The organism is Enterobacter sp. WP_7_1 (genome assembly GCF_003688535.1).
In the GTDB taxonomy this organism is placed as follows: domain Bacteria; phylum Pseudomonadota; class Gammaproteobacteria; order Enterobacterales; family Enterobacteriaceae; genus Enterobacter; species Enterobacter asburiae.
Map to the genome: position 1 here is coordinate 1 of NZ_REFK01000003.1, position 19733 is coordinate 19733.

The 19733-nt window shown below is 53.1% G+C and carries 17 protein-coding genes and 1 rRNA gene; 2 read left to right on the forward strand and 16 right to left on the reverse strand.

Features of this window, described 5'->3' with window-relative positions:
* A 5S ribosomal RNA gene (gene rrf / locus BJ885_RS13120) occupies positions 1 to 97 on the forward strand; the annotation flags it as partial.
* Between the two features lie 106 nt (positions 98 to 203).
* Here the strand turns inward: rrf and BJ885_RS13125 are convergent.
* The 7 genes from BJ885_RS13125 to BJ885_RS13155 all read right to left on the reverse strand — a co-directional run bounded on the left by BJ885_RS13125 (position 204) and on the right by BJ885_RS13155 (position 9620).
* Entirely contained in the window at positions 204 to 962 is a 759-nt protein-coding gene (locus tag BJ885_RS13125; protein ID WP_014171880.1) for an amino acid ABC transporter ATP-binding protein, read from the reverse strand.
* Between the two features lie 7 nt (positions 963 to 969).
* Positions 970 to 2073, reverse strand: coding sequence for an amino acid ABC transporter permease (locus BJ885_RS13130; RefSeq protein WP_038417796.1), 1104 nt, complete (start codon positions 2071 to 2073; stop codon positions 970 to 972).
* Between the two features lie 9 nt (positions 2074 to 2082).
* The gene (locus BJ885_RS13135; RefSeq protein ID WP_038417798.1) at positions 2083 to 3264 is read right to left on the reverse strand and encodes an amino acid ABC transporter permease; all 1182 of its coding nucleotides are present in this window, start codon (positions 3262 to 3264) and stop codon (positions 2083 to 2085) included.
* A 67-nt stretch (positions 3265 to 3331) separates the two neighbouring features.
* Positions 3332 to 4357, reverse strand: a complete 1026-nt coding sequence (locus tag BJ885_RS13140) for an amino acid ABC transporter substrate-binding protein (protein ID WP_023333654.1) — start codon at positions 4355 to 4357, stop codon at positions 3332 to 3334.
* Between the two features lie 473 nt (positions 4358 to 4830).
* Complete coding sequence (locus BJ885_RS13145) at positions 4831 to 5052, reverse strand: lipoprotein (protein WP_121932106.1); 222 nt, start codon at positions 5050 to 5052, stop codon at positions 4831 to 4833.
* A 303-nt stretch (positions 5053 to 5355) separates the two neighbouring features.
* Complete coding sequence (locus BJ885_RS13150) at positions 5356 to 8469, reverse strand: efflux RND transporter permease subunit (RefSeq protein ID WP_121932107.1); 3114 nt, start codon at positions 8467 to 8469, stop codon at positions 5356 to 5358.
* Between the two features lie 11 nt (positions 8470 to 8480).
* Entirely contained in the window at positions 8481 to 9620 is a 1140-nt protein-coding gene (locus BJ885_RS13155; RefSeq protein ID WP_024906311.1) for an efflux RND transporter periplasmic adaptor subunit, read from the reverse strand.
* 387 nt (positions 9621 to 10007) lie between these two features.
* On the opposite strand from BJ885_RS13155, the gene envR reads away from it, so the two are divergent.
* The gene (gene envR, locus BJ885_RS13160) at positions 10008 to 10727 is read left to right on the forward strand and encodes an acrEF/envCD operon transcriptional regulator (protein WP_121932108.1); all 720 of its coding nucleotides are present in this window, start codon (positions 10008 to 10010) and stop codon (positions 10725 to 10727) included.
* On the opposite strand, the gene BJ885_RS13165 is transcribed toward envR, so the two are convergent.
* The 9 genes from BJ885_RS13165 to accC all read right to left on the reverse strand — a co-directional run bounded on the left by BJ885_RS13165 (position 10643) and on the right by accC (position 19725).
* Complete coding sequence (locus tag BJ885_RS13165) at positions 10643 to 12724, reverse strand: bifunctional diguanylate cyclase/phosphodiesterase (protein ID WP_029741744.1); 2082 nt, start codon at positions 12722 to 12724, stop codon at positions 10643 to 10645. The two genes, envR and BJ885_RS13165, sit on opposite strands and share 85 nt — an antisense overlap.
* Before the next feature lie 139 nt (positions 12725 to 12863).
* Positions 12864 to 13028, reverse strand: a complete 165-nt coding sequence (locus tag BJ885_RS13170; RefSeq protein WP_023309432.1) for a DUF2556 family protein — start codon at positions 13026 to 13028, stop codon at positions 12864 to 12866.
* 177 nt (positions 13029 to 13205) lie between these two features.
* Positions 13206 to 13502 (reverse strand): DNA-binding transcriptional regulator Fis, encoded by a 297-nt coding sequence (fis, locus tag BJ885_RS13175; RefSeq protein ID WP_000462905.1) that lies wholly within the window; start codon positions 13500 to 13502, stop codon positions 13206 to 13208.
* 23 nt (positions 13503 to 13525) lie between these two features.
* The gene (dusB, locus tag BJ885_RS13180; RefSeq protein ID WP_023309409.1) at positions 13526 to 14491 is read right to left on the reverse strand and encodes a tRNA dihydrouridine synthase DusB; all 966 of its coding nucleotides are present in this window, start codon (positions 14489 to 14491) and stop codon (positions 13526 to 13528) included.
* A gap of 330 nt (positions 14492 to 14821) precedes the next feature.
* Positions 14822 to 15562 carry a carbonic anhydrase gene (locus BJ885_RS13185; protein WP_121932109.1) on the reverse strand — a complete coding sequence of 247 codons (741 nt, stop codon included), beginning with the start codon at positions 15560 to 15562 and terminating at the stop codon, positions 14822 to 14824.
* Between the two features lie 128 nt (positions 15563 to 15690).
* Positions 15691 to 16572 carry a 50S ribosomal protein L11 methyltransferase gene (gene prmA / locus BJ885_RS13190; protein ID WP_121932110.1) on the reverse strand — a complete coding sequence of 294 codons (882 nt, stop codon included), beginning with the start codon at positions 16570 to 16572 and terminating at the stop codon, positions 15691 to 15693.
* Between the two features lie 11 nt (positions 16573 to 16583).
* Positions 16584 to 18035, reverse strand: a complete 1452-nt coding sequence (panF, locus tag BJ885_RS13195) for a sodium/pantothenate symporter (RefSeq protein WP_029741741.1) — start codon at positions 18033 to 18035, stop codon at positions 16584 to 16586.
* Positions 18025 to 18267 carry a YhdT family protein gene (locus tag BJ885_RS13200; RefSeq protein WP_006178860.1) on the reverse strand — a complete coding sequence of 81 codons (243 nt, stop codon included), beginning with the start codon at positions 18265 to 18267 and terminating at the stop codon, positions 18025 to 18027. Before BJ885_RS13200 ends, panF begins: the two co-directional genes overlap by 11 nt.
* A 108-nt stretch (positions 18268 to 18375) precedes the next feature.
* Positions 18376 to 19725 carry an acetyl-CoA carboxylase biotin carboxylase subunit gene (gene accC / locus BJ885_RS13205; RefSeq protein WP_023333644.1) on the reverse strand — a complete coding sequence of 450 codons (1350 nt, stop codon included), beginning with the start codon at positions 19723 to 19725 and terminating at the stop codon, positions 18376 to 18378.
* Between the last annotated feature and the right edge of the window lie 8 nt (positions 19726 to 19733).

Sequence of the window (19733 nt, forward strand, 5' to 3'; positions counted from 1 at the left end):
TGGTCCCACCTGACCCCATGCCGAACTCAGAAGTGAAACGCCGTAGCGCCGATGGTAGTGTGGGGTCTCCCCATGTGAGAGTAGGGAACTGCCAGACATCAAATAAGTGAGAAGGCCATCCGAAAGGATGGCCTTTTTGCGTTTATGCGCCGAAAAAAGGGTAGGCCGGGTAAGGCGAAGCCTCCACCCGGCAGAGCAAACAACTAATGAATTACCTGCGACAGGAATGCTCTCGTGCGTTCTGACTTCGGATGCGCAAAGAACTCATCCGGCGGTGCCTGCTCAACAATCTCCCCACGGTCCATAAAGATCACCCGGTCGGCCACGGTTCGCGCAAACCCCATCTCATGCGTCACACACAGCATGGTCATGCCGGATTGAGCCAGCCCAATCATGGTGTCCAGAACCTCTTTCACCATTTCCGGATCGAGGGCAGATGTCGGTTCATCAAACAGCATAATTTTCGGTTTCATACACAGCGAACGGGCGATAGCCACACGCTGCTGTTGGCCACCTGATATCTGGCCAGGGAATTTATTGGCATGCTCTGCGATACGTACACGCTCCAGGTAGTGCATTGCCAACGCCTCCGCTTCCTTTTTTGGCATCTTTCGCACCCAAATTGGCGCAAGCGTACAGTTCTGCAGAACGGTCAGATGCGGAAACAGATTAAAGTGCTGAAATACCATTCCCACTTCCTGACGTACGCGCTCGATATTGCGGATATCTTCATTCAGCTCGATACCATCAACCACAATGCGTCCTTGCTGATGTTCTTCAAGATGATTAATACAGCGAATGGTTGTGGATTTCCCGGATCCAGAAGGGCCGCAAAGGACAATGCGCTCTCCCTGCTTGACCTTAAGATTAATGTCCTTCAGGACATGAAATTGTCCGTACCATTTATTCACATTTTCCAGCGTAATCATCGCGTCGGCGGGTGTCATAGTTATTTGGCTCATAATTTCCTCAGTGCGGTGTACGCCCGGTGTTAAAGCGCTTTTCCAGATGCTGGCTGTAGCGCGACATGCTAAAACAAAAGATCCAGTAGATCAGGGCAGCAAAGACATATCCTTCGGTGGACATACCCAGCCAGACAGGGTCAACGGTTGCCTGTTGCACGCTGCTAAAGAGATCGAACAATCCGATGATGATCACCAGGCTGGTATCCTTGAAGAGGGCGATGATCGTGTTAACCAGACCCGGAATGACCAGCTTGAGTGCTTGTGGAAGAATGACCAGTCCCTGCGTTTTCCAGTAACCGAGAGCCAGTGATTCCGCCGCTTCGTACTGGCCTTTAGGCAACGCTTGCAGACCACCACGTACAACTTCAGCGACATAGGCGGACTGGAAGAGAATCACCCCCACCAGGGCACGGATCAGCTTGTCGATGGTTGTACCTTCTGCCATAAACAGCGGCAGCATGACCGAGGACATAAACAGAACGGTGATAAGCGGTACGCCGCGCCAGAACTCAATGAAGATAACGGAGAGCACGCGGACGATCGGCATTTTTGAACGCCGTCCCAGGGCCAGTAAAATCCCCCAGGGTAAAGCACCGGCTATCCCCACTGAAGCGATAATCAGCGTCAGCGTCAGCCCGCCCCACTGGCGTGTTTCAACGCGTTCCAGTCCCAGGAAACCGCCATACAACAGTACCCAGACAATAATCGGATAAACCACTGCCCAGCCGGCAATATAGCGTCCCCGATGAGGCAGCTTTTTCCAGAACATGGCTGCGACAGAAAGCAGGCCGATAACCAGCGCCAGATTAATCCGCCAGCGCTGTTCGTGCGGATACAATCCATACATGAACTGGCCGAAGCGCTCATGAATAAACACCCAGCAGGCGCCGGCTTTAGTGCAGTCTGCTCGGGTTGAACCGACCCAGTTGGCCTGTAAAAACGCCCAATTCAGCAGGGGAGGAATCAATTCCCACATGAGCCACAGGCAGACAATCGTCAGCAGGCTGTTACTCCAGCTGGAGAATAGATTCTTACGCGCCCAGAGAATGAAACGTCCACCTGTCGAGTTGGCAGGGCGCGAGGAGTGCGACAGTATCGCTTTTGTCATCATAGATCCTTAGCGCTCGACCAGTGCTATACGACGGTTATAAAGGTTCATCAGCAATGAAATCACCAGGCTAATGATCAGATAGACAGACATCGTGATGGCGATAGTTTCAATGGCTTGCCCGGTCTGGTTAAGTACGGTTCCGGCGAAGAGTGACACCATATCGGGGTAGCCAATGGCAGCGGCCAGCGACGAGTTTTTGACGATGTTGAGATACTGGCTGGTCAGGGGAGGAATGATGACCCGTAAAGCCTGCGGAATGATGACCTGGCGAAGCGTCACGGTATGGGGCAATCCCAGCGAGCGTGCCGCCTCGTGCTGCCCGTAAGGTACGGCCTGGATCCCCGCACGGATAATCTCGGCAATAAACGCGGACGTATAAATCGACAGCGCCAGCGTCAGGGCTGCCAGCTCGGGAATTAATACCATTCCGCCCTGAAAGTTAAAGCCACGCAGATGTGGAATGTCCCAGTGCAGCGCGGCCCCAAACAGCCAGTGTGCAATTAGCGGCAGGCTAACGATCAGGACAGCTGCAGTGGGCCAGGTTCTACGAAGCTGACCGGTTTTTATCTGATGCTTGCGGTTAAAACGGAATACCCCCGCAGAGAGCGCAAGCGCTATCACAATCGCGCCGATAAAAGCGTACAGCCCTTCACCCGGCTGAGGAGAAGGAATGGACAACCCACGGTTACTCAGGAAAAACAGCTCAAACGCGTCGACGGCCTGGCGGGGGCCGGGAAGGTTACGCAGTACGGCGAAATACCAGAAGAAGATCTGCAGGAGCGGGGGGATATTACGGAACGTCTCGATATAAACGGTCGACAGTTTCCGCAGGAGCCAGTTTTCAGAAAGACGCGCCAGGCCAATAAAGAAGCCCAGTACCGACGCGAAGACGATACAAAGCGCCGATACCAACAGCGTATTCAGTAAACCGACTACGAACACGCGTCCGTACGTGTCACCTTCCTGGTAATCAATAAGGTGCTGAACAATACCAAACCCCGCGCTGCGATCTAAAAACGCGAAACCGGAAGTAATGCCGCGATTATTCAGGTTGGTGATGGTGTTATGGATGAGATACACGGCGATGAGAACAACCGCAACAATAGCAATAATCTGGAATAGCCAGGCGCGGACCGCGGGATGAGAAAAGGATAGCGATCCTTTTACGGCTGAGCGGCGATGGGACATAAAGAAACCTCAGTAACCATGACTCTGGAGTGGGCACTGCCGGAGCAGTGCCCGTTACAGCTATGACTTAACGTACTGGTGGTGCGTACTGAATACCGCCGTTGTTCCAGAGATTGTTCTGGCCGCGTTTGATCTTCAGCGGGCTTTCCGATCCCACGTTGCGCTCAAAGATCTCAGAGTAGTTGCCCACCTGTTTGATGATGTTGTAAGCCCACTTGTTATCCAGCTTTAGATCCTTGCCGAAATCACCTTCTTTACCGAGCAGGTGTGCCATATCCGGGTTGGATGGCTTAGCGGCTTTTTCATCAACGTTTTTGGAATTGATGCCCATCTCTTCTGCGTTCAGCATGGCAAACAGCGTCCAGCGAACAATGGAGAACCAGTCTTCATCACCACGACGAACGACGGGGCCGAGAGGTTCTTTGGAGATCACTTCAGGCAGGACAATCCACTCTGCCGGGTTGCTCAGCTTAATGCGTAAGGCATACAGCTGTGACTGGTCAGAGGCCAGCGTGTCGCAACGGCCGGATTCCAGCGCTTTGGCCGATTCATCCGAGCGGTCGAATGTCACCGGGGTGTATTTCATGTTGTTCGCTTTGAAATAATCCGCGACGTTCAGCTCGGTATCGGTGCCCGCCTGGATACAAACGGTGGCACCATCCAGTTCCTTAGCGCTTTTCAGGCCAGCTTTATTGTGGGTCAGGAAGCCGATGCCGTCATAATAGGTCACGCCCGTAAATGACATCCCCATGCCTGCATCACGGGAGGAAGTCCAGGTGGTATTACGGGAGAGCATGTCGACCTCGCCAGACTGCAGCGCCGTAAAGCGTTCTTTCGCCGTCAGCGGGGTATATTTTACTTTGCTGTCATCGCCAAAAACGGCGGCTGCAACGCCACGGCAGACATCCACATCAATACCGGTAAATTTGCCGTTCGCATCGGCATAAGAGAAGCCAGGCAAACCGTCACTGATACCACATTGAACAAAACCTTTCTTTTTAACGGCATCCAGTGTCGTTCCCGCATGGGCTTGACCGGCTACGGCAAACAACATGCCTGCAGCGGCGAGGCTGGCTATCATCGTCTTTTTCATAATGCATCCTGTGTGGCGAAATTTATCGTTATAGAGGCGTTTTTAAACGCTTTACCTGTCTGTGGCTTTGGCCAACGTTTATAAAGCAAACGTAATGCCAGTTTTGCGTTCGACAAAATAAGAGACGAGTGAACGCTTAATGCTGAGTGTAGACAGGCTTAAATAAAACGAGCGCCCCGAAACGGTGCGAAATTACAACCTGTGCCACAAATCGGAGCAAAAGTTGCGAGTCGGGTCAGGAAAAAGAAGAGATAGTTTTCAGCGTGAATATTGGCAGGGTATTCAATAATATTAATGTGTGAAAATCATCACGATAGAAGAAGCAATTTGAATGAGTATGCGAAAAAGTTGTGACTGACTTCAGGCTTAGATTAATTTAGTGAATATATACAGGGCTATTTTTTTACTTATTTGAAAATACTGCACTCATTAAAAGCAAAAGCGCGGCCAGAGCCGCGCTTTCTCAACAGATGTTACTTGGTCAGGGCAACAATACCCAGCGTCAGACCCGCTACTGCGGCAGCACCGCCGGCGATAACACCCGCAGTCTCCCAGTTATCCTGGGTGGTGCCTTTCATACAGGTATTGGTATGAACCAGTCGGCCCTGGTCGTCGTAAACCGGTACACATGGAGAGTCGTGCGCGCAACCAGCAAGCAGCGCAGCGAGAAGTGCAACGGAAATGAATCTTTTCATGATGTTACCTCAGTATTATTTCTCATCCGCTATAAAGCCAGGAGGGCGATTAACGAACTGGAGGTTATTTTACCACCGGGGTAAGTCCTCGTTACACGAGGAATAATCTCAAATTATGTAGTTTGTAAAAATCGTGGAGAAAAGTCGGTTTCAGGAGGAATTAATGGAGACATTATGGAGTTACAAGAGACTGTTTTTACTTAATGCAAATCATCATATTCTTAATGCTGCCTTTATGTAAAATCTAATTCGTTGTTTATGTTAAAAATAAAAAGGCACCAGAGATGCCTTTTCAGGGAAACATTAATCTTTATGGTGAGTAAACCGTCGCCGAACAACCACAAAGAAGACGGGCACGAAGAAAATTGCCAGAAGCGTTGCGGAAAGCATTCCCCCCATAACGCCCGTACCGACGGCGTTTTGCGCGCCGCTCCCGGCCCCGGTGCTGATTACCAGCGGCATGACGCCAAGAATAAAGGCCAGGGACGTCATCAGGATCGGTCGAAGGCGCATCCTGGAGGCTTCCAGCGTGGCTTCAATAATGCCTTTGCCTTCTTTATCCATCAGGTCTTTAGCAAATTCGACGATCAGGATGGCGTTTTTCGCCGATAAACCAATCGTCGTCAGCAGGCCGACCTGGAAATAGACGTCGTTGTTTAACCCGCGCAGCGACGCTGCGAGAAGAGCCCCAATGACTCCCAGCGGCACAACCAGCATGACGGAGAACGGAATGGACCAGCTTTCATACAGCGCAGCCAGGCACAGGAACACCACGATCAGTGAAATGGCGTACAGTGCTGGCGCCTGGTTACCCGAGAGGCGCTCCTGATAAGACATCCCCGTCCAGTCATAGCCGATACCAGAAGGCAGTTTTGCCGCGAGGCTTTCCATCATAGCCATGGCCTCACCGGTACTTTTACCCGGAGCGGATTCACCCAGGATCTCCATAGAGGGCATCCCGTTATAGCGCTCCAGACGAGGTGAACCATAGACCCAGTGAGCGTTGCTAAAGGCGGAGAACGGGACCATTTCCCCATTCGCGCTGCGCACGTAAAGGCTATTAATATCTCCTGGCAACATACGGAATTTTGCGTCGGCCTGGACGTAGACCTTTTTCACGCGCCCATGATCGATAAAGTCGTTCACATAGCTGCCGCCTAAGGCCGTCGAAATCGTCTGGTTGACGTCAGAAAGACTGACGCCCAGCGCCTGCGCTTTCTCCTGATCGACATCCAGCTTGAACTGAGGCGTATCTTCAAGACCGTTAGGGCGCACGCGAACCAGCAGGTCAGGGTGCTCATGCACCATGCTGAGCAGTTGGTTACGCGCCTGCGTCAGCTGGGTATGCCCCAGGTTGGCCTGATCGATCAATTCAAAATCGAAGCCCGTGGCAGTACCCAGTTCGATAATTGCAGGCAGGTTAAACGGGAACACGAGGCCGTCTTTAATTTGACTGAAGGCTTTCGTCGCGCGACCCACAATGGCTTCAACGCCGTTTTCCGCCCCCGGGCGCTCCTCCCAGGGCTTCAGGCTGACGAAGGCAATACCGGCGTTCTGACCCTGGCCGCTAAAGCTAAAGCCGTTTACGGTAAAGACGGATTCAACGTTCGCTTTCTCTTTGTTCAGATAGTAGTCCTGAACCTGGTCGAGCACCTGCTGAGTACGCGTCTGGGTTGCACCCGCCGGGAGTTGAACCATCGTCATAAACACCCCCTGATCCTCTTCGGGTAGGAAGGAGGTGGGCAAGCGCAGGAAGAGCACCGCCATCCCTCCGACGATAATGACGTACACCGCCAGATAGCGCCCTGCCTTACGCAAAATACCGCTCACGCTGTTGCTGTAGTGCTCCACGCTTTTATCAAAGAGCGCATTAAACCAGCCGAAGAAGCCCCCTTTCTTCTCATGATGGTCGCCGGATACGGGCTTAAGCAACGTTGCGCAGAGTGCGGGCGTAAGGATTAGCGCAACCAGTACGGACAAGGCCATTGCGGAAACAATAGTTAGCGAGAACTGGCGATAGATCGCCCCCGTCGAGCCGCCAAAAAAGGCCATCGGAATAAAGACCGCCGAGAGCACCATGGCGATCCCGACCAGTGCACCCTGGATCTGCTCCATCGACTTCTGCGTGGCCTCTTTCGGCGGCAGTTTGTCCTCGACCATGACGCGTTCAACGTTCTCAACGACCACGATAGCGTCATCGACCAGCAGACCTATCGCCAGCACCATGCCGAACATCGTCAGAGTATTGATGGAGAAACCGAATGCCGCCAGAACCGCAAAGGTACCCAGCAGAACAACCGGCACCGCGATAGTCGGGATGAGCGTCGCCCGAAGGTTTTGCAGGAACAGGTACATGACCAGGAAGACGAGAATGATTGCTTCAAACAGGGTCTTCACCACTTCGTGAATGGAGATCTTCACAAAAGGCGTGGTGTCATAGGGATAGACCACTTTCAGCCCCTGCGGGAAGAACTGCTGCAGCTGCGCCAGCTTGCTCTTAATGGCTGCCGCGGTGTCCAGCGCGTTTGCCCCGGTTGCCAGCTTAATCCCCAGACCGGTTGCCGCCTGCCCGTTGATTTTAGTGACCATGTTGTAGTTTTCGCCACCCAGCTCAATGCGAGCCACGTCCTTCAGATGAACCATCGAGCCGTCCTGGTTCACCTTCAGCGTCACGCGGCCAAACTCCTCCGGAGATTTCAGGCGGGTTTGCGCGATGATCGAGGCATTCAGCTGCTGCCCGGGAATGGACGGCGTTCCGCCCAGCTGGCCTGCCGCTATCTGATCGTTCTGCGTTTTCAGCTGGTTGATAATATCCTGCGGCGTCAGCTGGTATTTGTTCATCGCGTTGCTGTCGAGCCAGATGCGCATCGCATACTGAGCGCCAAACAGCTGAACGTCACCGACGCCAGACGTTCGGCTGATGGCATCTTTGACGTTCGACGCGACATAGTCAGAGATGTCATTCTGCGTGAGATTTTTGTTGTCTGAAACAAAGCCGGCGACCAGCAGGAAGCTGCTGCTGGATTTCTCCACGCCAATCCCTTGCTGCTGTACCTCTTGCGGCAGCAGCGGCATGGCGAGCTGCAGCTTGTTCTGCACCTGCACCTGGGCGATGTCCGGATCGGTTCCTGACTCGAAGGTCAGGGTGATGGTGACGTTACCCGCTGAATCGCTGGTGGAGGACATATACATCAGCTTATCGATACCGTTCATGTTCTGTTCGATAACCTGGGTCACGGTATCCTGCACCGTTTGAGCGTCAGCTCCCGGGTAGGTCGCGGATATCGCCACGGCGGGAGGGGCAATGGTCGGATACTGTGCGACGGGAAGTTTGAGAATGGCCAGTCCGCCTGCAATCATCAAAATGATGGCAAGTACCCAGGCGAAAACCGGTCTCTGAATAAAGAAATTAGCCATGTCGTCGTCCCTTAACCGGCTGGCGTCGTGGTGGTATCCGGCGTGGCGACGACGGTTACCCCCGGTCTGACTTTCTGTAGCCCGCTGACAATCACGCGATCACCGTTTTTCAGCCCTTCCGTCACCAGCCAGCGATCGCCAATTGCCTGAGGGGCCACGACGGTTCGCGGCTCAACCTGGTTTTTATCGTTCACCACCAGGACGGTTGCATCGCCTCGCGGTGTGCGGGTCACGCCTTGCTGTGGTACCAGAATCGCATCCGGCTGGGTGCCTTCATCAATGCGGGCGCGAACAAACATGCCGGGTAACAACAGATGCTGAGGGTTCGGGAAAATGGCGCGCAGGGTAATCGAGCCGGTACTTTCATCGACCGTGACGTCAGAGAACTGCAATGTGCCTTTCAGCGGATAGGGCTGCCCGTTCTCCATCAGCAGTTCAACGCTGCTGGCGGTATCGCCTTTTTGCAGGCTCGTCTGTTTCAGGCGCATAAAATCATTGCTGGACTGGGTGACATCGACATAAATCGGATCAAGCTGCTGGACCGTTGCCAGCGCTGCGGCTTGCCCGTTCGTCACCAGCGCCCCTTCGGTCACGCTGGATTTCCCGATACGACCATCAACCGGAGAGGTTACTTTGGTGTAGGCAAGGTTGATACGTGCGCTTTCAACGCCCGCTTTTGCGGCAACTACGCTGGCATCTGCCTGCTGAGCCGTCGCCACGGCCTGGTCATACTCCTGCTTACTGACATACTGGGTGCCTACCAGCGGGAGATAACGTTTCACCGTCAGGTGTGCAATATTGGCCGCCGCCTGAGCCTTCGCCAGTTCGCCTTTCGCGCTGTCATAGGCTGCCTGATAGGTCGCAGGATCAATCTGGTAGAGTGACTCGCCCGCTTTTACATCGCTACCCTCCGCGAAGTTACGGCGAAGGATAATGCCGCTAACCTGAGGACGAACCTCCGCAACGCGAAATGCATCTGTTCTGCCCGGGAGTTCAGTGGTGACAGCCAGAGGCGCGCTTTTCACAATATGCACGCTGACCTGAGGCGCCTGCAGGTGTTGTTGTTGATTTTCCTGACCATCGCATCCAGTGAGCAGTACCGCGCAGACAATGAAACCGGATAAGGGCAAGCGTCTGAAATGATTCGTCATTACTGTTCCTTTAAATACCCATTAACCGATATATGCCGCAAATCGGTAGCAGGGGCAGAGGGATAAAAATAAAATGTAGCTGCGTATAATAATGAGGGTATTTAATGTTTTTTAATTTATAAGTGCGAATGACCATGCTTGTAGAGGAAAATCAGAATCAGACCAGCTTCATTCTGGGATATAGTTCAGGCATGTTAATCAGGTAAATGAGATTAATATTTTATGATTATTCATTCCGTCAATTTAATTGATTGGATGTATTTGTATTAATTATAAATCAAGAGGAGTGACTTTTTTTGTGCAAAATTAAAACGGATTTTAGTGAATACTTACATTTGCATGAACGCAATATGACCTTTAAACCTTGTGAGTAACGAGTAGTTGCCTATGGCGCGTAAAAAGAAAGAAGAGGCTCAACAAACCCGGCAGCAGCTGATTGAGGCGGCTATCGGACAGTTTGCCACGCGTGGCGTAGCCAGCACGACGCTGACGGATATCGCTGATGCCGCTAAGTTGACTCGCGGCGCGATCTACTGGCACTTCACCAGTAAATCTGAAATATTTAATGCCATCTGGGAACACCAATTACCGCTTCGCGACATTATTCACGACAGGCTTTCGCTTTCCGATAGTGACGATCCATTGTTAAAACTTCGTGAGCAATTTATTACCGCGTTGCAGTATATTGCCCATGAACCCCGGCAATGTGCGCTTTTACAAATTCTGTATCATAAGTGTGAATTTAGCAGTGATATGATTTCTGAGCGTGAAATCAGAAAGCGTATCGGATTTAACGATGACACGCTACGTGCCGCGCTGGAGACCTGTATTTCGCGGAACATCATTTCGCCACAGGTGAATGTTGATCTCACCTTGATTGTATTCCACGGTTTTTTTAGCGGAATAATTAAAAACTGGTTAATGAATAACGATAGTTTTAATCTTTATCAACAGGCTCCCGCTCTGGTCGATAGCATACTGGCGATACTCCCGGTTATTCGCGTGTCGCCAGATGAGGGTGCTTACTGCTCAGCGCCAGGTAACATTTCCCCTCGGGCACAAAGTGCTTCTATGGTCTGCGCGCTGACGGGTTTACCTAACAGATAACCCTGAAGGGTGTTACAGCCAAGCTCGGTTAAAAAGGCTTGCTGCGCTTCGGTTTCCACACCTTCAGCCACGACTTTCAGGTTAAGTGTTTTAGCGAGAGCCACAATTGCTGAGACAATAGTGGCATCCTCGCTCTCGCCGCTGAGCTCTTTCACAAACGCCCTGTCGATTTTCAATTCGCAGGCCGGTAAGCGCTTGAGGTACAGCAGGCTCGAATATCCGGTACCAAAATCATCAATGGAGGCCTTCACGCCTGCATCCGTCAGCTCTGTCAGCACGCGTACGCTCTCATCCGGGTTGCTCATCGCCGTGGTTTCCGTCACTTCGAGGATCAACATTTCCGGTGGCACCTGGTGAAGTGCCAGGCAGTCGAGAACCGTTTTAACCAGCGAAGGTTGTTCAAACTGCAGTGTCGACAGATTTACCGCCATTGACCAGCTTTGATGCCCCTGGAGATGCCATTCCCGCAGCTGGCGACAGGCTTCATTAATCACCCAGTTGCCAATGGGGACGATTAGCCCCGTTTTTTCCGCCAGCGGCAGAAAAAGGTCCGGCGTCAGTAGCCCCTGCTTAGGATGCTGCCAGCGCAATAACGCCTCGAATCCGAGGACCGGGCCCGCCGGGGCGTGAAATTTTGGCTGATACAGCAGGCGCAGCTCATTGCGATCGACCGCCATCCACAGATCGTTCATTAACTGGAGATGGGTCTGCGCCAGGGTGTTCATGGAGGGCTGGAAAAAGTGGTAACCGTTACGGCCCATATGCTTCGTGTGATACATCGCCGCGTCGGCGTTAAACATCAGTTCACGCTCGGTTTTGCCGTCGTGAGGGTAGAGCGCGATACCAATGCTGAGGGTCACTACCAGTTCATAGGGGCTGAGATTGAACGGGCTATCGATCGCGCGCACCAGCGAATTTGCCAGCGATGCCGCGTCGTCCGGACCTTCTCCCTCTGCCAGCAGAACAAATTCATCACCGCCGATACGTGCAAGGGTGAACTGGCCTTTCAGGAGAAGCAGCAGACGCTGCGTAACGGCGACCAGCAGCCTGTCACCGACATCATGGCCGTAGGCGTCATTGATGGCTTTAAAGCCGTCGAGATCCATGAACATCAGGGCAAAATGGTTCCCTTCACGGTCGGCTTTGCTGATGGCCTGATCGAGTCTGTCTTCCAGCAGGATACGGTTGGGCAGGCGCGTCAGGGTATCGTGTAGCGCCAGCTGAGCGAGTTCCCGGTTAGCTTCTGCCAGCGACGAGGCCAGAAGGGCGGTACGTGCCTGAAGGCGGGCATCCAGCATCGACACCAGCAGGGTGATCCCAAGAATTGAGAGCGCGACGACGCTGACCAGCACCGCCAGCCAGCTCCCGTTGATACCCTCATGGTGAACCATTGTGGACATCGGAAACTGCGCCGCTTTCATCCCGGCATAGTGCATGCCGGCAATGGCAATTCCCATCGTGATGGCGGCACCCATGCGCATCAGCACGACCTGCGCGGCTTCGCGACGCAGGCGGAAGGTGAGCCATAATGCCGCGAGCGAAGCGGCAAGCGCAATCACGACCGAAATGGCCACCCACATCTTGTCCCAGATAATCCCGGGCATCACTTCCAGCGCCGCCATGCCGGTGTAATGCATAGCAACAATACCGCTTCCCATCACCAGCGCGCCGGGCAGCAGTCGGCGCAGGCGTAGTTGCTCGCAGCTCACGAGCCATAGCGCAAACAGCGACGAACCTATGGCTATGACCATGGATAGCACCGTCAGGGTGGCGTTGTAGCTCATGCTCATGGAGAGGTCCATCGCCAGCATGCCGATAAAATGCATGGCCCACACGCCGATGCCCATAGCAATACCGCCGCCAGCCAGCCAGACGCGGGCAGCGACGCCCTCACTCCCGGCGACGCGTGCAGCCATGTTCAGCGCGGTATACGCAGCAAGAATGGCAACAACAAAGGAGAGGACGACAAGGATATGGTTGTATTGGCTGACCAGCATGGACGGTTCTACTCGAGTGTGGGGTTACGCTAGAGCGGTTGAGAAGGGCGAGACATTATCACCGTCAGGTAATGGCTCAAAGGGATTTAAATCCCCGTTTTTAGTGGGTAATAACGGGGTGATTTGCGCAATCGGGCGGTTAGTCGAGCTCTGAGCAGTTTACGAGTTTCAGCGGATTAACGGAGTTCATATTGCGACACTTATCGGTTTCGGTGCTCATTAGTTCAATCCACTGCATCAGGAGTGTATCGAAAATGAGAACGGAGATTGCAAAGACAACCAGCCACCAGTATTTACGAATCATTGTGTCATTCCGCGGGAAGATCGCCAGTAAGGTGGGGGAAATATACACGAAAAACCGGGGTTGAAAAGCGGGAGAGGCGAAGGTTTACAATACGTTGACGGAGAAGCGCAGGTAATAAAAAAGGCGCTTCCCCATGCCGAAGAGCGCCTTTTTAAACAAGCATTTAACTGATTAGTATCAGTTCATGCCGTATTTTTTCAGTTTCTTACGCAGAGTACCACGGTTGATACCCATCATCAGCGCAGCGCGGGTTTGGTTACCGCGGGTGTATTGCATCACCATGTCCAACAGTGGCTGTTCAACTTCAGCCAATACCAGCTCATACAGATCATTAACATCCTGACCGTTCAGTTGAGCAAAATAGTTCTTCAGTGCCTGTTTAACCGAGTCACGCAGGGGCTTTTGAGTTACCTGGTCCTGAGAGTTAACGGTAGAAACGGTCAGTACGTCAGAATTTACGCGTTGTTCGAACATAGTTCTGTCAGCTCTTTATTTCATTACGCAAGATTTTCGAAGTATGCCTCCAACGCCTCCAGCTGTACGCTGGCATCCTCTATGGCGTTGAATGTGCGCCGAAACTGGTCATCTGGAGCGTGCTCCTGGAGATACCAGGAGACGTGTTTACGCGCAATTCGGTACCCTTTTGCCTGACCGTAGTGGTCATGCAGTTCCCGAACATGCGAACAAAGCAAGCGCTTAACCTCTGCCAGAGGCAGCGGGGCAAGCAGCTCCCCAGTGTCCAGATAATGCTGGATTTCCCGGAAGATCCAGGGTCTTCCCTGAGCTGCACGTCCTATCATCAGAGCATCAGCTCCCGTATAGTCGAGTACAGCCCTGGCTTTAAGCGGGTCAGTTATGTCGCCATTCGCGATAATCGGAATGGAAACTTTCTGCTTAACTGCCCGAATGCTGTCGTATTCAGCTTCACCGTTGAACAAACAGGCGCGAGTGCGTCCATGGATGGTCAGGGCCTGAATGCCACAGTCTTCGGCCAGTTGGGCAATCTCTACACAGTTACGGTGTTCCGGCGACCAACCCGTGCGAATCTTCAACGTAACAGGAACGTCCACCGCGCTGACAACCGCCGTCAGGATAGCTTTCACCTGGTCGGGGTATTGCAGAAGGGCTGAACCTGCAAGCTTGCGATTCACCTTTTTGGCCGGGCACCCCATATTGATATCAATAATCTGGGCACCACTTTCCACGTTAATCCGCGCGGCATCTGCCATCTCTTCAGGCACGCTTCCGGCAATTTGCACGGTGCGAATACCTGGTTCATCAACGTGCACCATCCGAAGGCGGGATTTATCGCTTTCCCAAACCTGCGGGTTAGACGACATCATCTCGGATACGGTTAAACCGGCTCCCATCTCATAGCACAGCGTCCTGAACGGCCGGTCTGTAATACCTGCCATTGGGGCTGCGATCAGGCGATTTCTAAGCTGGTGGTGTCCGATGCGCATGAGTTAAGAAATGACCATACTGTGACTGCAAGGCGGCGTATATTACGCATTTTTTGCACGAGATGAAAGGCCAAACTTTGAACAATCCACTGTTGTAGATCAAGGAATCGCCGCCCAATCTTTCCGTTCAAAATTATTCATTATTTAAATCATTAAGTTATATGATAATGGTTATTTTATGGACGCTTACAATTTCCCGTAACTTCTCATCATTTCTGAATAAATGCGTTACTGAAGCGGGATAATCTGCTGTTTTTAGCAGCAGATTTCCCCACTTCTTTGCGATCTGCGTCGCATTTTAGAACATGATCATCATGCGAAAAATGTGTGTTATTCGACCACGACGCGCCCATGCAGCGACTGTACCGGACGGTTATTATCGTGATGCATCGTCTGGGTGAATCTGGCCAGCTGTTCTGCAGAAACCGTCAGGGGCTGCTTAAGCACAATCCAGGTGACGCCTTCTGTACATGGTGGGGTGGTCAGTGAACCGCTAAAGCGCCAGTACGTTTTATCTTTTGGCAGCAGTTTGTTCAGGTTGAGATCCTGTTTGATGGAGACGTTCTGCTCGGCCTGCTGAGGCATAACGCGCCACAGTTTTTCTAGCTCCGGGTTTGCGGCTCCTTTATCAAACATGACCGCCACCACCGTCAGTTCCCCACTGGCATTTTTATGGACCAGATGCATTTCCATCGCGTATCTCTTGCCATGCACGGTGTTTTCGCTCGGCGCGTGGAAATGGAACTGCTGTAACGTCCAGGTTTGCTTATCAAGAGTAAGGGTATCTAGAGTGTTAGCCTGTTCACTTGCCTGAATGGTATGGCCGTTGTTTGTCAGTGTAACAGGGCCATCAACGTAGTGGGTTTGTAGCGGGGAGAGATGGGCGTTAGCGGTCGAATCAATATTAACAGGAGACTGGTTCATTCCGCTTTGACAGGTCTTGTATGCCCCGTCTAGCTCACTCCAGTGTTCCGGCGATCCTTCCCCTTCGTAGCTCCAGTGTGATGCGAATGCTGAAGCCGAGATCATGCTCAGCGCCAGCAGCGCTGCCTTGCCTGTAACGTGTGTCATCATATTCTTCCGGTGAATTTTTGTAATACAAATCAGCATGATTTGTAGGGTTATTTTACCGAAGAATGACCGGGGGAGAGAGGATTATCAGAGGGGGAGAGGCGTGGTCAGATGACCACGCCAAATGCTTATTTTTTACGGCCGGTGATGCGGCACCACTCTTCTTTTTCCACTGCCGGGTCAAGGGCAAAGAGATCGGCGTAGGCTTCACACACGCTGTCGGCCTGGCTCGCCAGGATACCGGAAAGACCCAGCAGACCGCCCTCAACGGGCAGCACGCTGATTAACGGAGCCAGTTCGCGCAGTGGGCCCGCCAGAATGTTTGCGACCACCACATCGGCTTTCATGGCTTCTGGCTGTGCATCCGGCAGATACAGCTCCAGACGATCGGAGACGCCGTTACGCTCGGCATTATCGCGGCTGGCCTGAATCGCCTGCGGATCGATATCGATCCCGATGGCTTTTGCCGCGCCCAGCTTCAGGGCTGCAATCGCGAGGATCCCGGATCCACAGCCGAAGTCGATCACTGTCTTACCGTCCAGATCCAGCCCATCCAGCCACTGCAGGCACAGAGACGTGGTGGGGTGAGTGCCGGTACCAAACGCCAGGCCCGGGTCGAGCATTACGTTGACCGCATTCTCGTCCGGAACGTCGCGCCAGCTTGGGCAGATCCACAGACGTTTGCCGAACTGCATCGGGTGGAAGTTATCCATCCACTCGCGTTCCCAGTCTTTGTCTTCCAGCTGTTCGATTTTGTGCACAAAACCCACGCCCAGCAGAGGATGATTCTCCAGAATCGCGACAACCTCTTTCATATCGGTTTCGGCATCAAACAGGCCAATAACGTCGGTATCACCCCACAGGCGGGTTTCGCCCGGCAGCGGCTCAAAGACCGGCGTGTCATGCGTGTCCTGGAAGGTGATAGAGACCGAACCGGCCTCCATCAGCGCATCGCTCAGCTCTTCAGCATTCGCGCCGGTTGTGTTCAGTTTTAGTTGGATCCACGGCATGGCAAAACTCTTTATTTATCAGTAGAAATCATAGCGGGTTGTGGAACGGGCTGACCGAAACGGTTCCCCACCACAAACGCCAGTAAACTTAGCAGTAACGAAGGCACAATTGGATGGAAGCCCAGGTACTGAATCTTAAACGTTGCGAGTACGGCGTAAAGCACGCCGCCGACAATCATAGCGCTCAGCGCACCGGCGGCATTCGCGCGCTCCCAGTAGAGCCCTAACACCAGCGGCCACAGGAATACCGCTTCAAGCCCACCGAATGCCAGCAGGTTCAGCCAGATGATCATCTCCGGCGGGCGCCACGCGGCTAACAGCAGCAATGCCCCTAATGCCAGAGTAATAACGGCCGACATGCGCTTCAGGCGCCGTTCATTCTCTGCCTGCTCAGGACGCAGGTTCAGATAGAGATCTTTAATGATCGTAGCGGAACTTTGCAGCAGCTGAGCGTTGATGGTCGACATAATGGCGGCCATCGGTGCGGCGAGGAAGATCCCGGCGGCAAATGGCGGCAGTACTTTAACCATCAGGGTTGGGATAACCAGATCGGGTACGGTAAGGTCAGGAATAACTGCCCGACCTAACGCGCCTGCCAGGTGCATACCAAACATCAGGATGGCGACAACGATAGTGCCGATAATGATACCTCTATGCACGGCTTTGCTGTCTTTGTAAGAGATACAGCGCACGGCGGTATGCGGCAGGCCGATCACCCCAAAGCACACCAACACCCAGAACGAAGTCATAAAGGTTGGCGAAAGGATGTCATCCGCGCCCTGCGGAGAGACCAGTTTCGGGTCGATGGTTTCCAGCGTTTCGACGGCGTGGCTCAGACCACCAGCAGCATGCACAATGCCCACCAGCAGAACAAGGGTGCCAACAAGCATCACCAAACCCTGCATCGTATCGTTCAGCACGCTGGCGCGGAATCCGCCAAACGCGGTATACAGCGCAATGCTGACTCCGAAGATGATCAAGCCTGTCTCGTAGGGAATACCCGCCGCCGTTTCCAGCAGGCGTGCCCCGCCGATAAACTGCACCGTCATTGCGCCAATAAAGGCCACCAGCAGGCTTAAGCTGGCCAGCCACACCAGTAAACGGCTCTGATAGCGGGCAAACAGCATATCGTTGAGCGTCACGGCATTATAACGGCGCGCCAGAATGGCAAATTTTTTACCCAGTATGCCCAGCGAGAGCCAGACGGCTGGAAGCTGGATCATGGCCAGCAGCACCCAGCCTAACCCGTATTTATAGGCTGCACCGGGTCCGCCGATAAACGAGCTGGCGCTGATGTAGGTCGCGGTCAGCGTCATGGCCAGCACGACGCCGCCCATCGAGCGGCTGCCAAGAAAATACTCGTTCAGGAAGGTGCCCGTCGTTCTTTTACGCATGGCGTAAACGGATAAACCAAACACCACTAACAAGTAAGCGATAAGCGGCAGAATGACTTCAAGCTGCATCATCGTCCTCCAGCGGAATATCGCGATAGATGAATTTCACCATTGCCCAGCACAGCAGGATGAAGACCAGCGGTACCAGCAGACACGCCATTTCGAACCAGTGCGGCAGGCCGGTGATGCCAATAGCGGAGTCAGGTAAGTAAGCAGTTACTAACCATGCTGCGAGATAGAGAAGGGTCAGCCACAGCGCCCAGCGCGCTTCTTTATGGGCCTGAACAAAACGTTTGTCCATTTTTTGTCCCTTGTGGATGAAGAAAGCGGGGATTGTACATGATGAGGCTTTCCAGGCCCCAGAAATAAAAAAGGCCGGATAATCCGGCCTTTTAGCAACACAGGTCTCTTACTTCTCGTTCAGACCGAGTTTTTTCTCCAGATAGTGGATGTTAGTTCCACCATTCTGGAAGTGCTCGTCGCTCATGATACGCATCTGCAGATCAACGTTGGTTTTGATACCGTCGATGATCAGTTCCTGCAGGGCGTTTTTCATGCGGGCAATCGCCACGTCACGGTTTTCGCCGTAGCAGATAAGCTTGCCGATCATTGAGTCATAGTACGGCGGTACGGTGTAACCGGCGTAGATATGAGACTCCCAGCGCACGCCAAAGCCACCCGGCGCGTGGAAACGCGTGATTTTACCCGGGCTTGGCAGGAAGGTGTTCGGGTCTTCGGCGTTAATACGGCACTCTACCGCATGGCCTTTCACCACAACTTCTTCCTGCTTGATGGACAGCGGCTGGCCTGCAGCGATACGCAGCTGTTCTTTGATCAGGTCAACGCCGGTGATCATTTCGGTAACCGGATGTTCAACCTGAATACGGGTGTTCATTTCGATGAAATAGAACTCGCCGTTCTCGAACAGGAACTCAAAGGTACCTGCACCGCGATAGCCGATATCGACACACGCTTTGGAGCAACGCTCGCCGATGTAGCGACGCAGTTCCGGCGTAATGCCCGGTGCTGGTGCTTCTTCGACCACTTTCTGGTGACGACGCTGCATGGAGCAGTCACGTTCTGCCAGATAGATCGCGTTACCCTGACCGTCAGCCAGCACCTGAATTTCGATGTGGCGTGGGTTTTCCAGGTATTTTTCCATGTACACCATGTCATTGCTGAAAGCGGCTTTCGCTTCTGCTTTGGTCATGGAGATGGACTGCGCCAGTTCAGCATCGCTACGCACAACGCGCATACCGCGACCGCCGCCACCGCCGGACGCCTTGATGATAACCGGATAGCCAATGCGTTTAGCATGAGCACGGTTAGCATCCATGTCGTCGGTCAGAGGGCCGTCAGAGCCTGGTACGGTTGGAACACCGGCTTTTTTCATCGCGGTGATTGCAGACACTTTGTCGCCCATCAGGCGGATAGTGTCGGCTTTCGGGCCAATGAAGATGAAGCCAGAGCGTTCAACCTGCTCAGCAAAGTTGGCGTTCTCAGAGAGGAAGCCGTAACCCGGATGAATTGCCACCGCGCCGGTGATTTCAGCGGCGCTGATGATAGCCGGGATGTTCAGATAGCTTTTTACGGACGGAGCCGGGCCAATACAGACCGTCTCATCCGCCAGCAATACGTGTTTTAAATCGCGATCCGCGCTTGAGTGCACAGCGACGGTCTTGATGCCCAGTTCTTTACAGGCACGAAGAATACGCAGTGCGATCTCGCCGCGGTTGGCGATAACAATTTTATCCAGCATGTACGCCT

Bases quoted from the DNA above. Each gene is read 5' to 3' on its own strand.
- BJ885_RS13125 (WP_014171880.1), bottom strand. From the start codon at position 962: ATGAGCCAAATAACTATGACACCCGCCGACGCGATGATTACGCTGGAA.
- BJ885_RS13130 (WP_038417796.1), bottom strand. From the start codon at position 2,073: ATGACAAAAGCGATACTGTCGCACTCCTCGCGCCCTGCCAACTCGACA.
- BJ885_RS13135 (WP_038417798.1), bottom strand. From the start codon at position 3,264: ATGTCCCATCGCCGCTCAGCCGTAAAAGGATCGCTATCCTTTTCTCAT.
- BJ885_RS13140 (WP_023333654.1), bottom strand. From the start codon at position 4,357: ATGAAAAAGACGATGATAGCCAGCCTCGCCGCTGCAGGCATGTTGTTT.
- BJ885_RS13145 (WP_121932106.1), bottom strand. From the start codon at position 5,052: ATGAAAAGATTCATTTCCGTTGCACTTCTCGCTGCGCTGCTTGCTGGT.
- BJ885_RS13150 (WP_121932107.1), bottom strand. From the start codon at position 8,469: ATGGCTAATTTCTTTATTCAGAGACCGGTTTTCGCCTGGGTACTTGCC.
- BJ885_RS13155 (WP_024906311.1), bottom strand. From the start codon at position 9,620: ATGACGAATCATTTCAGACGCTTGCCCTTATCCGGTTTCATTGTCTGC.
- envR (WP_121932108.1), top strand. From the start codon at position 10,008: ATGGCGCGTAAAAAGAAAGAAGAGGCTCAACAAACCCGGCAGCAGCTG.
- BJ885_RS13165 (WP_029741744.1), bottom strand. From the start codon at position 12,724: ATGCTGGTCAGCCAATACAACCATATCCTTGTCGTCCTCTCCTTTGTT.
- BJ885_RS13170 (WP_023309432.1), bottom strand. From the start codon at position 13,028: ATGATTCGTAAATACTGGTGGCTGGTTGTCTTTGCAATCTCCGTTCTC.
- fis (WP_000462905.1), bottom strand. From the start codon at position 13,502: ATGTTCGAACAACGCGTAAATTCTGACGTACTGACCGTTTCTACCGTT.
- dusB (WP_023309409.1), bottom strand. From the start codon at position 14,491: ATGCGCATCGGACACCACCAGCTTAGAAATCGCCTGATCGCAGCCCCA.
- BJ885_RS13185 (WP_121932109.1), bottom strand. From the start codon at position 15,562: ATGACACACGTTACAGGCAAGGCAGCGCTGCTGGCGCTGAGCATGATC.
- prmA (WP_121932110.1), bottom strand. From the start codon at position 16,572: ATGCCGTGGATCCAACTAAAACTGAACACAACCGGCGCGAATGCTGAA.
- panF (WP_029741741.1), bottom strand. From the start codon at position 18,035: ATGCAGCTTGAAGTCATTCTGCCGCTTATCGCTTACTTGTTAGTGGTG.
- BJ885_RS13200 (WP_006178860.1), bottom strand. From the start codon at position 18,267: ATGGACAAACGTTTTGTTCAGGCCCATAAAGAAGCGCGCTGGGCGCTG.
- accC (WP_023333644.1), bottom strand. From the start codon at position 19,725: ATGCTGGATAAAATTGTTATCGCCAACCGCGGCGAGATCGCACTGCGT.